This is a genomic window from Thalassobellus citreus (genome assembly GCF_044385915.1).
Lineage (GTDB): Bacteria > Bacteroidota > Bacteroidia > Flavobacteriales > Flavobacteriaceae > Thalassobellus > Thalassobellus citreus.
Map to the genome: position 1 here is coordinate 383,126 of NZ_JBISCC010000129.1, position 15,978 is coordinate 399,103.

Here is a 15,978-nt window from a genome sequence, read left to right on the forward strand (position 1 = left end):
TATAATTTAGTGTGAAGCTAAATATTCTGCAGTTCCTTTAGCATTAGGAGCCATAGCTTCTTTTCCTTCTTCCCAGTTTGCAGGACAAACTTCTCCTTTTTCTTGTACATGTGTTAAAGCGTCTATTAAACGAATATATTCACCAACATTTCTACCTAAAGGCATGTTGTTAATGCTTTCGTGTTGTACAACACCATCTTCATCAATAATATAAGTTGCTCTGTAAGTTACATTATCGCCTTCAACTTGAACGGTTCCTGTTTCTTCATCAAACGTTTCGTTTGTAATATCAAGAATACCTAAAATACTAGATAAGTTTCTGTTACTATCTGCTAAAATAGGGTATGTTACACCTTCAATTCCTCCGTTGTCTTTTGCAGCACTTAACCATGCAAAATGAACTTCTGGTGTGTCGCAAGAAGCTCCAATTACAATCGTGTTACGTTTTTCAAATTCTGGTAAAGCCGCTTGAAATGCATGTAATTCTGTTGGACATACAAATGTGAAATCTTTTGGGTACCAAAATAAAACTACTTTTTTTTTGTTGTTAACTGCTTCTTCAAGAACGTTTACTTTAAAAGTATCGCCCATTTCGTTCATTGCGTCAACGTTTAAATTTGGGAATTTTTTTCCTACTAATGCCATGTGTTTTTATATTTAATTATTATTAATTTTCGATAATACAAAGATAAGACACAAGCTAAAATATTGAATAAAATAAAATTTTAATTTTTTATTTAACTATAAGTTTAATTTATGATGTTTTTTGATTGTTATAAATTTATCTTATTTATTAGTAAGTTGTTTTATTTTAATTGAAAACGCAGCAAATAAAAGTGTGGTGAAAGGACTTAGCCAATTAAAGAACGCATAACCTGCATATGAGAAGGTGTCTACACCAAGAACGCCACTTTGATAAGCTCCGCAGGTATTCCAAGGTATTAAAACAGACGTTACTGTACCAGAGTCTTCTAAAGTTCTACTTAGGTTTTCGGGTGCTAAGCCTTTATCTTCATAAGCTTTTTTAAACATTTTACCAGGAATAACAATGGCTAAATATTGGTCTGACGCAATAGTATTTAAGCCTAAACAGCTAATAACTGTGCTTGCAAAGAGGCCAAAAACAGATGAGGCAATAGAAAGTAACATTTTTGTTATTCTGGCTAATGCGCCAATGCCGTCCATAATACCTCCAAAAACCATAGCGCATATAATAAGTAAAATGGTCCATAGCATACCGTTCATGCCTCCAGCAGAAAAGAGTTCATTAAGTTTTTCATTATTTGTTGTTATCTGGGTATCTGTAAGTATAGAGGTAATAATTGCATTAAGTTTAGAGTCACTTAAATTTGTTAAAACCTCTGGTTGAAAAATAAATGCAAAAATAGCGGCTAAAATTACACCTGAGCTCAACGCTATTAATGGCTTTGTTTTAAAAAGGATTAATACTATTACAACTACTGGTACAATAAATAACCATGGAGAAATATTGAATGTTGAGTTTATAGTAGATAATAAACCGCTTAAATCGGCATTTCCAGTTGTGCTTATATTTAAACTAATAATAGTAAAAATTATTAAAGTAACAATTACAGTTGGTACAGTTGTAATAGCCATATATCTAATATGCGTAAACAAATCGGTTCCAGCCATAGCGGGCGCTAAGTTTGTTGTATCGCTTAAAGGAGACATTTTATCACCAAAATAAGCTCCAGATATTACAGCTCCAGCTATCATTCCGGTATCAATACCAAGCGCAGTGCCAATACCAACCAATGCAATACCTACAGTGGCGGACGTGGTCCATGAACTTCCAGTAGCAATTGAAATTATAGAACAAATAATAACTGTTGCAGGTAAAAATATTGACGGATTTAAAACTTGTAAACCATAATAAACCATAGCAGGAATAACACCACTTATTAGCCACGTGCCAGCCAAAGCTCCAACTAAAAATAATATTAAAATTGGCACAAAAACACTTTTTAAATTTTCATAAACTTCTTTAAGCATGAGCTGAATAGATACTTTATTAAAAAATCCAACTATTGCAGCTACTAACCCTCCAAGTAATAATATTATTTGGTTTGTATAGGTGCCAAACCATTCTTGATCTTCTACAAAAAAGATATTATAGGCAAGCATGCTCATAAGAATTATAACAGGAATTATAGCTTCCCAGATGTTAAGTTCTTTGTTTTCAATAATGTTTTGGTTGTCTGCTTTAATTTTGGAGATATTGTTCTGATCTTGCATTCTATGGTTTTTGTGATGTAATGTTACGATTTTAGTAGAATGTATGCAAATCATATGAGTTGATTACATTTGCATCTTATTTTAAATTATATAATGGATTCGTTAACTCAAATTGTATTAGGAGCTGCTTGTGGAGAAGCAATACTTGGAAAAAAGATAGGGAATAAAGCCTTGTTATTTGGAGCTATTGGTGGTACAATACCAGATTTAGATGTTTTGGTTGGTGGTTGGTTGCATGGTAATGAAATTGATGCGATGCTATTTCATAGAGGATTTATGCACTCCATTTTATTTTCTGTTTTAGCAGCTTTTCTATTAGGATGGCTTGTTTATAAGCTCTACAATTCTGGTAAACGATTGCATACAACAACCCAAAAAGATTGGGTTTTATTATTCTTTTGGTCACTTTTTACGCATCCTATTTTAGATTGTTTTACGCCTTATGGCACACAGTTATTTGCGCCTTTTAGTAATTATCGTGTGGCGTTTAATAATATAGCGGTTGCAGACCCGCTATATACGTTGCCTTTTTTAATATGTATGATTGTTTTAATGTTTTTTAAAAGAAGAACTGTTAAAAGACAATTATGGCTTAAGCTAGGAATTGGTATAAGTTCTATATATATGATTCTTACTTTAGGAAATAAATTATATATCGATTCAGTTTTTAGAAAATCTTTAAAAGATAGCGATGTAAATGCCATACGATTTACTACACAACCAGCTATTTTAAATAATATACTTTGGTATGGTATAGCTGAAACCGATTCGTCTTATTTTGTTGCTAATTATTCGTTGTTTGATACAAAAAACAGGTTTTTAAACTTTAAAGCTATTCCTAAACAGCGCGATTTAAAACCTTCAAAATTTAATGATATTAAGAATTTAGCATGGTTTAGTAATCAATATTATAGCGTTTATAAAATTGGTGATAATGAATTTCAATACAATGATTTAAGATATCCTATTTTAGATGAAAATACTCCAAATACATCTGTATTTAGTTTATTGCTTTATAAAGATGAAAATAGGCTTAATATGAAACCTTTTGAACCTAAATTTGATAGTTTGGGCGATGTTATGAATAGTATGTGGATACGAATTAAAGGAATTTAAAAGATGCTTAATTTTTGCAAAAGAGTGTTTCTTTAAATAATTAAGGCTTGACGATATTTTAAATCATCAAGCCTTAATTATAAAAATAATAATAGGTTTTTTACTTTATATCTTTTCAGATAATACACTAATGTTACTTTCTATTGTTTGTCCTTGTACACTCATCTTCATAACTATATTTGATTCAGAAGGAACCCCAGTTGTTTTGTCAATATTCATGTCTCCGCTAATGTCTCCTTCAGTTAAACCTAAAATAGAGCCAGAAATATCTATAATAATTTCATTTTCAGAAATTGATTTTACAGTATAAACAAATTTCATTTTCATGCCTTTAGATTCTTTGTCCATTTCCCAAGTACTTCCTACTTTAACAGCTTCTTTAGGGTATGTAACATTACTTAATTGATTTCCTATATCATCTAACCCAGGAGTTTTTGGTTCAACATGTATTTCTGTAACTTCACCTAAATTATTTCCTTTAGCAGAAATAACAGCATTTAACATTGGGCTCATTTGTGTTTTAAGCATTTTTCCCATATCGTCTAATTCTTCATCTTTTTTATCAGAATCAAAATTCATTGTTTGACCTCCAGCATTAGAATTCATGGCTATTTTGGTAAATTTTATGGTGCTATCATAAATATCATCATTAACATCAGTTATATCCATTTCCATACTCATCTTCATATCCATATTTCCTGCAGCTCCCATGTTTTGAGATATTTCTATAGACATTTTGTATTTATCTCCTTTGTTGTAGTTTAATCTTAATAAGGTAGATTCTTGAGCATTGCTTATTAGAACAAATGCTAGCATTAAAAAAGTTAATGTATTTTTCATTTTATAAGTTTTTATATGCAGCTAATATAAGAAAGTATTGTAAGAAAAATACATAAATAATATTGTTTAAATTATAAAACCCCAACTGCAACCATACATTGCCTCATAGTTAAGTAAGTGCGCTCAATATCATCATCTAAACCAATAGAAAATCTAATTAATCCATTACTCAGACCCATGGCTTGTTGTTCGTCTTCAGGAATTTCAGACGATGTTGAAGTTCCGGGAGCGCTAAATAGTGTTTTATAAAATCCTAAGCTAACCGCTAGATAGCCTAAGTTTTTGTTTTGCATGAGCTCCATTAATTCGTTAGCTTTTTCTAAAGAGCCCACATCAATAGTTAGCATGCCTCCAAACCCATATTTTTCATTCATCATACTTTTAAATAACTTATGAGACGGGTGCGATTGTAATCCAGGGTATACGGTTTTTAAACCATCAGACTCAAATTTTTCTGCTAAATACACGGCATTTTTACTATGTTGTTGCATTCTTATGTGCAGGGTTCTTAAGTTTTTTAAAACTGAGGAAGCTCTTAAGCTATCCATTGTAGAGCCTAATAACATAGAAGCTCCAGTGTTTACATTACGTAAATCGTTTATAAATTCTTGGGTGCCACAAATAACACCTCCAACAGTATCGCTAGAGCCATTTATGAATTTTGTTAAACTGTGAATTACAATATCTGCTCCTAAAATAGCAGGAGAAATTGATAACGGAGAAAATGTATTATCTACAACTAATTTTAAGTTGTGTTTTTTAGCAATCTCAGATAGCCCTTTTATATCTGCCACTTCTAATAGCGGATTGCTAACAGCTTCGCAGTACAATACTTTTGTGTTTTTTGTAATAGCAGCTTCAACTTTTTGTAAATTAGTTATATCAACAAAAGAAGTTTCAATATTAAAACGAGGTGTAAAGTTTTTTAAAAAAGCATAAGTGCCTCCGTAAATAGTTCTGCTAGATATAATATGATCGCCAGCATTACAAAGTTGTAGTAAAACGGGGGTGATAGCTCCCATTCCCGAAGCCGATACATTGGCAGTTTCTGTGCCTTCCATAGCCGCTAAAGCTTCGCCTAAATATAAATTAGAAGGCGAGGAGTGACGCGAGTATAAATAACAACCATCTGCATTACCTTCAAAGGTATCAAACATAGTTTTTGCTGAGAGGAAGGTATATGTTGAAGAATCTGATATAGATGGGTTTACTCCTCCAAATTCTCCAAAATATTGTAAGTCTTGTATATTGTTTGCGGGTTTAAATGCCATAATGAAAGTTTTAGTGTTTAAACAAAATTGATTTTTTTTAGAATTAAAAACAATAGATTACTAATTGTTTGATATATAAAACTATAATAATTGATAATTATAGATTATTTTATTGTAGTTTTGAGTCTTGAATATGTTTTACTGAAAAATTTTCCATTATGATTTTTGATGCTATAGATAAAAAGTTATTAGAATATTTACAAAAGGACAGTAAGCAAACAAATAAAGAACTATCTAACAAGTTAAATTTGTCTGTTACTGCTGTTTATGAACGTATAAAAAAGCTTGAAAAAGAAGGGTTTATAAATAAATATGTGGCATTGGTTAATAAACAGCAGGTCGATAAATCATTTGTTGCGTTTTGTCATATTAAGCTTATTCAGCACACTCAAGATTATGTCGTAAAATTTGAAAAAGAAGTCACTAATTTAAATGAAGTGTTAGAGTGTTATCATATTAGTGGTGATTACGACTACTTACTAAAAGTATTGGTAAAAGATATGGTTGCTTTTAGAGAATTTATGGTAAACAAGTTAACATCAATTAATCATATTGGTAGTACACATAGTATGTTTGTAATAAATGAAGTAAAGCACACTACAGCAATTAATTTTTAAAATGAATTCAATATCCTATAAAAGTATCGAGTTTTTTATCATTTTTATACTAATACCAGTAAGTTACTCACTTCCTTATTCTTTGTATTTAAAACTCTCTCTTGGGATTTTGGGATTATTTTACATCATTTATATTTTATTGAAAGTTGAAAACCAGAAAATTAAAATAACTCCTAAGTTAAATTGGAAACGCTTTTGGAAAGAAACATTAATTAAACTTTTAATAATTGCCGTTTTAACAACGTTTTTTGTTTGGTTAACTCATTCAGAGGTGCTTTTTGAAGTTGTTATTAATAAACCTATTATGTGGGTTAAATTTATTTTTATTTACAGCTTATTTTCAGTGTATCCACAAGAGTTATTGTATAGAACGTTCTTTTTTAAACGTTATAAAATGTTGTTTAAAAACAAATCGCTTTTCCTTTTTGTAAATGCCATTGTGTTTTCTTTAGCACATTTATTTTTTAAGAATTCCTTGGTGCTAATTTTAACTTTTTTAGGAGGTTTGCTATTTGCATTTACGTTTAATAAAACAAAATCAACACTTTTAGTATCTATCGAACATGCTATTTATGGTAGTTGGTTATTTACTGTTGGTATGGGTGGTATGCTAGGATTTCCTACTTAAAATGTTTTAACATTTAATAACTCTCACATAGTTGAGTCTTTTTTATTACTTTTAAAAAACTTTTTTTAACTAAAATTAAATGTAAATATGAAAAAAATAAGTTACATCCTTTTTGGGGTTATTATAGGAGCGTTAGCTACCTATTATTTTTGTCCAAGACAAGTTGAATTAGAAAGTTTAGAGACTAGAATGGTAATACCTAAAGATACAATTTCGGTAGCAGAAGCTATTAAATTAAGTAATAATTGGACAAATAATAATCCTACAGAAATAGATTCTACTTTAGAAGTAGAAGGTTCAAAAAAGGCAACACGTTCTGTATGGTGGGCATTAAAAGATGTTAATGAATATTTGGCTTACGCAAAGGCAAAATCTGATACATTGGGTTATAATATGACTGGTATACGGGTGTACTTAGGTAATTATGGTAAAAATGCTAAGCCCTCTAAAAAGAATAGAAATACTATGTTCATTGTTCCAACAGGAAATAAAACGATTTCTAAAGCAAGTAGTATAAATATAATTTTACCACCTTCAGATGATGATATCCCTGCTCCTCCTTTGAATAGAGGAGATGGAGGAACAGAACCTTATCAGCCATAATATTACGTGGAAGAGTTCTTAAAAGAAAATTATAGTTTATTAACTCATGTTTTTGAAGCTATTGCAGCAATAACTGGATTGTTATTATTTAAAAAATATAAATTTACTGTTGTTAAATATTTTATATATTTTTTAGTCTATTTAACTATTTGCGATTTAGCTAATCAATATAATAGGTATGTCCATCCAGATATGTTTTTAAGTTTTTTAGTAGGAACTGTTTTTAAGAAAAATTTTTGGTGGTGTACATTATATTGGGATATTGGTGCTATTTTATTTTTTGTTTTTTATTTTAATAGAATATTAAAAAAAGAATCTTTCAAAAAAATAATTTCTATTAGTGGTTTAGTTTTTTTTGTGTTTTCAATAGGGTGTATTATTATTAATTGGGATGATTTTTTTATTAAATTCTTTACAAGTATCGTTGTATTCGGTGCCCTAATAATAATTTTGTGTTGTATGTTTTATTTTGTAGAAATTTTACAAAGTGATAAGGTTTTAACATTTTATAAATCTATGAATTTCTATATTACTACTGGTATATTCATTTGGTGGTTAATTATTACTCCTATTGTGTTTTATGATGTTTACTATGTGTATGATAGTTTAAAAAATATATATATTGATTGGGATTTTACTATGCTAAGACAGCAGATTTATTTGTTTTCAAATATTTTAATGTATTCAACTTTTACCTTTGCTTTAATATGGTGCAGACCTCAGAACGATTAGTTAGTTCAGCTTCAGAACGATATTTATTAGTGTATATGATTGCTGTTTTAGTAATTATAACAACTTTAGTTATAGTCTTTTTTGTTGTATTCTTAAAACGAAAAAATAAATTACTATTAGATAAAATGAAACAACAACAGGCTTTTGAAGAGGAGATAGCATTGGCTCAAACAGAAACTCAAGAACAGACCTTAAAGAATATTGGATGGGAATTACATGATAATGTCGGACAGTTACTTTCATTTGCCAGTATGCAGCTAAGTATTTTAAAAATGCAGGTTGCAGATGATTTTAAAGATAAATTTAAAGATACAACTGATGCCTTAAGGGAAAGTTTGTCTGAAGTGAGAGCGCTTTCCAAAACATTAAATAATGAGGTGGTTTTGAATATAGGTTTTGAAAAATCCATTACTAATGAGTTAAACCGACTTAAAAAAATGAAGTTTAATTCTGCTGAGCTTAAAATAATAGGAGATAAAGTAGTTTTTAAAAACAGAAAACATGAAATTATTATTTTTAGAATTTTACAAGAATTTTTATCAAATTCGGTAAAATATTCTGAAGCTAAAAATTTAGAGATTACTTTAGATTATAAACCTGATAACTTATTAATTACTGCAAAAGATGATGGAGTAGGTTTTAATATGAGCAATGTAGAAACAGGTTCGGGTTTAATTAATATGAAAAGTAGAGCCGCTTTAATTAATGCAGAATTGAATATTGTTTCAAAACTTAAAGGAGGTGTTTTGTTAACATTAATCTACCCATACTAAATAATAATATTTAACTAGAACAAGCGTCCCAAATAGAATCTTTTGGTAAAGGTGCAGTAATTGTTATTGGTTCTTTTTTTACAGGATGAATAAATTCAATATATCTAGCATGTAAATGAATGCTAGCGTCTTTATTACTTCTGTCAAAACCATATTTTAAATCACCTTTTATCGGGCTACCAATATTTGATAGTTGTGACCGTATTTGATGGTGCCTACCAGTTTCTAAATTAATTTCAAGTAAGAAATAATTATCTAGTTTTTTTAATAATTTATAATGAAGAATAGCCTTTTTACTATCTTTTATTTCCTTAGAGTAAGCAGTAGATTTGTTGTTTTTAGGGTTCTTTTTTAACCAGTTAATTAAAGTGTCGTTATCCTTTTTAGGTTTGTTTTTAACAATAGTCCAATAAGTTTTCTGTATATCTTTCGAAACAAAAAGTGCATTTATTCGTGGTAACACCTTGCTGGTTTTTGCAAATATAACCAAGCCGGTTGTTGGTCTGTCTAATCTGTGTACGGTTCCTAAATAAACATTTCCTGGTTTGTTGTACTTGTCTTTAATGTATTCTTTAACAACATCACTTAGTGGTTTGTCTCCTGTTTTATCGCCTTGTACAATATCGCCAGCTCGTTTATTAACCACAATTATGTGATTGTCTTCAAATAGAACTTGCAGGTTAGATTTATTAGAAATAATCTTAGACATAATTAGATCTTTATATTTTTAGTGTTGATTTAAATTTAGAGACCATTTTAATAATTTCATCAAGTTCAGATAAAAGAGGATTTAATTCTTCTTTGGAAATTCTTTAAATCTATGCATTAATTTAAATCTAATATGTCTAAGATTCTAAAGGTCTAAAAACCTATATTAATACTGTTCAGAATCATTAGGGAAATCTTTAGATTTTACATCACCAACATATTGAGAAATAGCACTTGTCATATCTTCATATAAATTCATATATCGACGTAAAAAACGCGGATTAAATTCATGCGTCATGCCAAGCATATCATGTAATACTAAAACTTGTCCGTCAACACCATTTCCAGCACCAATGCCAATAATAGGAATGCTAACACTTTCGGCTACTTGTTTTGCTAAAGCTGCTGGTATTTTTTCAAGTACAATGGCAAAGCATCCAATACGTTCTAATACTTTAGCATCTTTAATTAAATCGGCAGCTTCTTTTTCTTCTTTAGCACGAACCGTATATGTTCCAAATTTATAAATAGATTGAGGCGTTAAACCCAAATGGCCCATAACAGGAATTCCAGCATTTAAAATTCGTTTTATAGAATCTTTTATTTCTCTACCACCTTCTAGTTTTACAGAATGCGCACCACTTTCCTTCATAATTCTAATAGCAGAACGTAAGGCTTCTTTAGGGTCACTTTGGTAACTTCCAAAAGGTAAATCTACAACCACTAAGGCACGATTAATAGCTCGAATTACAGAAGACGCATGGTAAATCATTTGGTCTAAAGTAATTGGTAGAGTTGTTTCGTGTCCTGCCATAACATTACTAGCAGAATCTCCAACCAGAATAACATCTATGCCAGCAGTATCAACAATTTTTGCCATGGTATAATCATAAGCCGTAAGCATTGATATTTTTTCACCATTAGTTTTCATATCAACTAATGTTTTCACTGTAATACGTTTATATTCTTTTTTTGCTGTAGACATCTTTTTTAATTTTTGAGTACGTAAAAATACTAAAACTAATTCGTTTGAAGTAAAAGAAAAGGTGCTTAATTAGTTAAAAAACACCTTTAGTTTTCAAAGCTTATTTTGAATGTTTTAATTAAAATAAATCTATTGTTTTACTCAATTAATTCACCATTTACTTTTACATTATTGAATGTAAGGTTTTCTATTATTGATTTATCATAATCACCATTTTCAGCTTCAGTATTTATGTTTTCAAACGTAAAATTTGAAAGTTTGTCATATTCAGTAATTTTCATGTCATAAAAAACATCACATTTTATATCAATATTTCTCATTGTAATATTACTTGAATAAGATAGAGGTACATCTTCTCTTCCTTTTAAATCGAAGAATTGTGTCCAAGGTTTTATGTAAATAAAGCTATGTACTTGCCCTGTAATATTCTCTACGGTAATGTATTCATAATTTTGTGCTGTATCTGGACGCATTTTAAGCCATAATAAACGTTTAGCATCTGTTGCTTTACAATTACGCATTATTATATTTTTATTATGAATAGATTCGCTACCATTAGTTAATGCTGCATGGCAAAAACCAAATTCGCAATCTTCTATAATAATATTCGTGTTTTCTCCATTGCTTGCATCTTTATTTGCCCAAGGTCCTTTACCGCCTTTTAAAGCAATAGCATCATCATTTACAGCCATATAACACCCTTTTACTAATACATTAGAACACACATCTAAATCTATAGCATCTGTACTTGGAGCTTTAATAGGTTTGTGTGGCGAGGTAATGCGTAAATCTAAAATTTTCACATTATTACATTGATAATAGTGGCTAGACCAAAACCCAGAATTTCTAAGATGTACATCTTGTAATTGTATATTATCACATTTCCAAATAAATACTAAGCGTGGTCTAGAAACCTCAAGGTTTGTGCATTTAGGATTTTCTTTTCTACGTTGCCAAAAGGCTTTCCAGTAGTTTAAACCATTACCATCAATAATACCGTTACCAGTAATAGTAAAACCATTTACCCCAAAAGCATTTACAAGCGCCGAAAAATATTCTATACTTTGGCCTTCAATTCTAGAAGCTTCAAAAGGATAATCTTTAATATTATCAGATCCTTTTAAAACGCCACCTTTTACAACATGTAAATGGGTGTTAGGTTTAAAGAACAAGGCGCCACTTAAAAAGGTGCCTTCTGGTACAATAATTACACCCCCACCATTTCTGTAGGCTTCATCTATAGTGTTTTGAATTGCAACAGTTTGTACAATAGTACTATCGTTAGTTACACCATAATCTGTAATCGTATAAAATTTACCAAGATCGGTAGGGTTTATTTTTGAATCGTCTAAAAACCAATCTGGTATTATTGTTCCGTCAGGGAAGACGTTTTTATTGTTTACTTTTTCTTTGGTTTGTTGTGAACACGATGCTAATAATACAGTGAGAACTAATAAATAAAGGTTTTTCATTTTTTAATAGGGTAAGTTTAGTGGTTATGCTTTTTATGTTAATAAGCATGTAAAAATAGTGAATTATGTATAGACTGTAAAGGTTTTCTTGAAAGATATAACGCTCTAACAATCGGCCATATTAACACTAATAGCTAAACCACCTTCGCTAGTTTCTTTATATTTAGAATTCATGTCATTTGCTGTTTTCCACATGGTATTTACAACTTTATCAAACGGTACTTTGGCGTTCTCAGGATTGGTGTCAAGTGCTAATTCAGAAGCATTAATAGCTTTTATAGCTCCCATCGCATTACGTTCAATACATGGTATTTGTACCAAACCTCCAATAGGGTCGCAGGTTAATCCTAAATGATGCTCCATAGCAATTTCAGCCGCAATTAATACTTGTTCTGGCGTGCCACCTTGTAATTCGCATAGTGCTGCAGCTGCCATTGCAGATGATACACCTATTTCTGCTTGACAGCCACCCATGGCTGCCGATATAGTAGCACCTTTTTTAAAGAGGCTGCCAATTTCGCCAGCAACTAATAAAAAACGCTTTATATCCTCAAAGTCACCATCATGGTTTTCAATAACCAAATAGTACATTAAAACGGCAGGAATAACGCCTGCGCTACCATTTGTAGGTGCTGTTACAATACGACCTAATGAGGCATTTACTTCGTTTACAGCAAGTGCAAAACAGCTTACCCATTTTATGATTTGACGAAATTTAACTTCGGTATTTCTAATGGCAGCGATCCATTCGTTAGGGTTTGTATAAGTGACATCTCCAATTAATAATTTGTTAGTGTCATATGCTCGACGTCTAACATTTAAACCTCCAGGTAAAAAACCTTCGGTATGACTTCCATTATACATGCATTCAAGCATAGTGTCCCAAATGCGTTCTAATTCAGAATCAATGGTTTCAATAGGTCTAATGGATTTTTCGTTTTCTAAAACAACTTCAGAAATTGATTTATTAAGTGTGTTACAATAGTTTAATAATTCGGTTCCTAGAGAAATAGGATATGGAAAAGTCTTTTTAAAAATCTTCTTTTGCTTCTTTGAGTTTTTTCTTTTCTTTTTAACAACAAATCCGCCACCAATAGAATAAAAAGTAGAGCTTGTTTTTTTTTCGTCTAGATATGCTGTAAACTTTAAAGCATTTGCATGAAATGGTAAAAATTCCTTATTAAAAATAATATCGGTTTCAGGATTAAAACGTATTGGTTTTTCGTTGTTAAGTAGTAATGTGTTTGTTTCTTTTATAGAGTTTATTAATATTTTAATACTTTCTGTAGGAACTCTTTCTGGGTCAGACCCTAATAAACCAAGCATAACAGCAAAATCTGTAGCATGTCCTTTTCCAGTTAATGATAAGGATCCATATAGATTTACTTTTATTTTTTTAACGTCGTTAAACTTGTTTTTCTTTTTAAGTTCTTTTATCCAACGTTCGGCAGCACGCCAAGGTCCTAGGGTATGAGAACTAGATGGACCGACACCAATTTTTAACATGTCGAAAACAGAAATGGACTCCATTAATTAACGTTTTAGTTTAAAAACAAATATATATTCTTTTTTTAGTTGATTCGTATTATTTAAAGTTAATAGTTTGTTGTTTTTTGATGGTATATGTCTTTGCGCAAGGGATAGTAATGAAATATTTATATTCATGAGTTCAATAATTTAAAAATTAATAGTTTACGAATAAAAGCCCACAGCGAGTTATGAGCGAGGACTTGTAGCCCTTTGACTTTGCTCAGGATAAATTTATAGCCCGACCCTTGTGGTTGCGCCCAAAATAAATGACAGGTGACTGAATTTTTTACTCGATTTAAGTAATACTGATTGTTTAGAGAGCTTACTGTGATAGAAATATGACACTGTGTCAGCATTTTTGAGTTGGCATAATCATTGACTTTAGTACCATGAATTTAAAAATGAACATTCAACACAATAAATAAAAAATATTATGAGTAAAATTATTGGAATCGATTTAGGTACAACCAACTCTTGCGTTTCTGTTATGGAAGGTAATGAAGCTGTTGTAATCCCAAACGCAGAAGGTAAGCGTACTACGCCATCGGTTATTGCATTTGTAGAAGGAGGCGAAATTAAAGTTGGTGATCCAGCAAAACGTCAAGCAGTTACTAACCCAACAAAAACAGTTTATTCGGTTAAACGTTTTATGGGTAATAAATATTCTGAATCTAAAGCAGAAGCAGAACGCGTACCATATAAAGTAGTAAAAGGAGATAACGATACACCTCGTGTAGATATCGATGGTCGTTTATATACACCTCAAGAATTATCGGCTATGATTCTTCAAAAAATGAAGAAAACAGCTGAAGATTATTTAGGACAAGACGTAAGTGAAGCTGTTATTACTGTACCGGCTTACTTTAACGATAGTCAACGTCAAGCAACTAAAGAAGCTGGTGAAATTGCTGGTTTAAAAGTTAGACGTATTATTAACGAACCTACCGCAGCTGCATTAGCTTACGGTATGGACAAAAAAGGTGTTGACCAAAAAATAGTTGTTTTTGATTTTGGTGGAGGAACACATGATGTATCTATTCTAGAATTAGGCGACGGTGTATTTGAAGTATTATCTACAGACGGTGATACACACTTAGGTGGTGATGATGTTGATGATAAAATTATTAACTGGTTAGCCGATGAGTTTAATGCTGAAGAGTCTATGGATTTACGTCAAGATCCTATGTCTTTACAACGTTTAAAAGAAGCTGCTGAAAAAGCGAAGATTGAATTATCTTCTTCTGCACAAACAGAAATAAACTTACCATATATTACGGCTACAGCTAGTGGACCAAAACACTTAGTACGTACGTTAACACGTTCTAAATTTGAACAATTAATTGACGATTTAGTAAAACGTACTATCGAGCCTTGTCAATCTGCATTAAAATCTGCAGGTTTATCAAAATCTGATATTGATGAAGTTATTTTAGTAGGTGGTTCTACACGTATTCCTGCTGTACAAGCAGCCGTTGAAAAATTCTTCGGAAAAACACCAAGTAAAGGTGTTAATCCTGATGAAGTAGTATCTTTAGGAGCTGGTATTCAAGGTGGTGTATTAACAGGAGATGTTAAAGATGTATTACTTTTAGATGTAACACCTTTATCTTTAGGTATTGAAACTATGGGTAATGTATTTACTAAGCTTATTGAAGCGAATACAACGATTCCTACTAAAAAATCGCAAGTATTCTCTACAGCAGCCGATAATCAGCCTTCAGTAGAAATTCACGTATTACAAGGTGAACGTGCTATGGCAGCAGATAATAAAACAATTGGACGTTTCCATTTAAGTGATATTCCACCAGCAAGACGTGGGACACCACAAATTGAAGTAACGTTTGATATTGATGCCAATGGTATTATTAAAGTATCTGCGGAAGATAAAGCAACTGGTAAGAAACAAGATATTCGTATCGAAGCATCTTCTGGATTAAGCGAAGAAGAAATCGAGAAAATGAAAGCAGATGCTGAAGCAAATGCTGAAGCAGATAAAGCTGCAGCTGAAAATGCTCAGAAATTAAATGAAGCTGATTCTATGATTTTCCAAACGGAAAAACAATTAGAAGAGTTTGGTGATAAATTATCTGATGATAAAAAACAACCTATTGTTGATGCTTTAGAAGAGTTGAAAAAAGCTTACGAATCTAAAGATTTAGAGGTTATTACACCTGCTTTAGATAAAATAAACGAGGCTTGGAAAGTTGCTTCAGAAGAAATGTACAAAGCACAGGCAGAAGCTCAAGGAGGAGCTCCAGGACCAGATGCAGGAGCAGGAGAACCAGCTCAAGCAGAAGGAGATAATGTAGAAGATGTAGACTTCGAAGAAGTTAAGTAAGTAGAGAATCAATTTTTTTTAAATTGAGTGAATCACTTATCCTAAGCATAGTCTAAGGATCTTACATATAAGCTAGAAGTCGGAAGACTTAAGTTAGAATTAAAAAACG

The 15,978-nt window shown here is 31.1% G+C and carries 15 protein-coding genes; 7 read left to right on the forward strand and 8 right to left on the reverse strand.

The annotated features are described in order from the left end of the window. Window positions 1-6: 6 nt before the first annotated feature. Window positions 7-645, reverse strand: coding sequence for a peroxiredoxin (locus ACH5TX_RS17480; protein WP_439340782.1), 639 nt, complete (start codon window positions 643-645; stop codon window positions 7-9). Between the two features lie 141 nt (window positions 646-786). Next, complete coding sequence (nhaC, locus tag ACH5TX_RS17485) at window positions 787-2,256, reverse strand: Na+/H+ antiporter NhaC (protein WP_439340783.1); 1,470 nt, start codon at window positions 2,254-2,256, stop codon at window positions 787-789. A 93-nt stretch (window positions 2,257-2,349) separates the two neighbouring features. Here nhaC and ACH5TX_RS17490 point away from each other — a divergent pair, with 93 nt between their 5' ends. Continuing rightward, window positions 2,350-3,372: a metal-dependent hydrolase gene (locus ACH5TX_RS17490; RefSeq protein WP_439340784.1), complete on the forward strand. Its 1,023-nt coding sequence runs from the start codon at window positions 2,350-2,352 to the stop codon at window positions 3,370-3,372. Window positions 3,373-3,477: 105 nt separating this feature from the next. On the opposite strand, the gene ACH5TX_RS17495 is transcribed toward ACH5TX_RS17490, so the two are convergent. Together ACH5TX_RS17495 and ACH5TX_RS17500 are read right to left on the reverse strand one after the other, a co-directional pair. Continuing rightward, window positions 3,478-4,212: a DUF6263 family protein gene (locus tag ACH5TX_RS17495; protein WP_439340785.1), complete on the reverse strand. Its 735-nt coding sequence runs from the start codon at window positions 4,210-4,212 to the stop codon at window positions 3,478-3,480. A gap of 71 nt (window positions 4,213-4,283) precedes the next feature. Further along, window positions 4,284-5,483 (reverse strand): aminotransferase class I/II-fold pyridoxal phosphate-dependent enzyme, encoded by a 1,200-nt coding sequence (locus tag ACH5TX_RS17500; protein ID WP_439340786.1) that lies wholly within the window; start codon window positions 5,481-5,483, stop codon window positions 4,284-4,286. 158 nt (window positions 5,484-5,641) lie between these two features. Between ACH5TX_RS17500 and ACH5TX_RS17505 the strand changes: the two genes are divergently transcribed. The 5 genes from ACH5TX_RS17505 (at window position 5,642) to ACH5TX_RS17525 (ending at window position 8,836) form a co-directional block, all read left to right on the forward strand. Then, entirely contained in the window at window positions 5,642-6,100 is a 459-nt protein-coding gene (locus tag ACH5TX_RS17505; RefSeq protein ID WP_439334830.1) for an Lrp/AsnC family transcriptional regulator, read from the forward strand. A gap of 1 nt (window position 6,101) precedes the next feature. Next, window positions 6,102-6,728: a CPBP family intramembrane glutamic endopeptidase gene (locus ACH5TX_RS17510; protein ID WP_439340787.1), complete on the forward strand. Its 627-nt coding sequence runs from the start codon at window positions 6,102-6,104 to the stop codon at window positions 6,726-6,728. A gap of 87 nt (window positions 6,729-6,815) precedes the next feature. Then, a complete protein-coding gene (locus tag ACH5TX_RS17515; protein ID WP_439340788.1) occupies window positions 6,816-7,331 on the forward strand; it encodes a hypothetical protein in 516 nt (171 codons plus the stop codon). A 6-nt stretch (window positions 7,332-7,337) separates the two neighbouring features. Continuing rightward, on the forward strand, window positions 7,338-8,063 hold the full coding sequence (locus ACH5TX_RS17520) for a hypothetical protein (protein ID WP_439340789.1): 726 nt from the start codon (window positions 7,338-7,340) through the stop codon (window positions 8,061-8,063). Then, window positions 8,039-8,836, forward strand: coding sequence for a sensor histidine kinase (locus tag ACH5TX_RS17525; protein WP_439340790.1), 798 nt, complete (start codon window positions 8,039-8,041; stop codon window positions 8,834-8,836). The genes ACH5TX_RS17520 and ACH5TX_RS17525 overlap by 25 nt, the downstream gene beginning before the upstream one ends. 10 nt (window positions 8,837-8,846) lie before the next feature. Here ACH5TX_RS17525 and ACH5TX_RS17530 read toward each other — a convergent pair whose 3' ends face one another. From ACH5TX_RS17530 to ACH5TX_RS17545, 4 genes are all read right to left on the reverse strand, one after another. Then, window positions 8,847-9,545: an RluA family pseudouridine synthase gene (locus ACH5TX_RS17530; protein WP_439340791.1), complete on the reverse strand. Its 699-nt coding sequence runs from the start codon at window positions 9,543-9,545 to the stop codon at window positions 8,847-8,849. A gap of 165 nt (window positions 9,546-9,710) precedes the next feature. Continuing rightward, window positions 9,711-10,529: a 3-methyl-2-oxobutanoate hydroxymethyltransferase gene (gene panB / locus ACH5TX_RS17535; RefSeq protein ID WP_439340792.1), complete on the reverse strand. Its 819-nt coding sequence runs from the start codon at window positions 10,527-10,529 to the stop codon at window positions 9,711-9,713. Window positions 10,530-10,666: 137 nt separating this feature from the next. Then, complete coding sequence (locus ACH5TX_RS17540) at window positions 10,667-12,001, reverse strand: rhamnogalacturonidase (RefSeq protein WP_439340793.1); 1,335 nt, start codon at window positions 11,999-12,001, stop codon at window positions 10,667-10,669. Window positions 12,002-12,106: 105 nt separating this feature from the next. Then, window positions 12,107-13,531 carry an L-serine ammonia-lyase gene (locus tag ACH5TX_RS17545; RefSeq protein ID WP_439340794.1) on the reverse strand — a complete coding sequence of 475 codons (1,425 nt, stop codon included), beginning with the start codon at window positions 13,529-13,531 and terminating at the stop codon, window positions 12,107-12,109. A 433-nt stretch (window positions 13,532-13,964) separates the two neighbouring features. On the opposite strand from ACH5TX_RS17545, the gene dnaK reads away from it, so the two are divergent. Continuing rightward, window positions 13,965-15,869, forward strand: coding sequence for a molecular chaperone DnaK (gene dnaK, locus ACH5TX_RS17550; RefSeq protein ID WP_439340795.1), 1,905 nt, complete (start codon window positions 13,965-13,967; stop codon window positions 15,867-15,869). The last annotated feature ends 109 nt before the right edge of the window (window positions 15,870-15,978 follow it).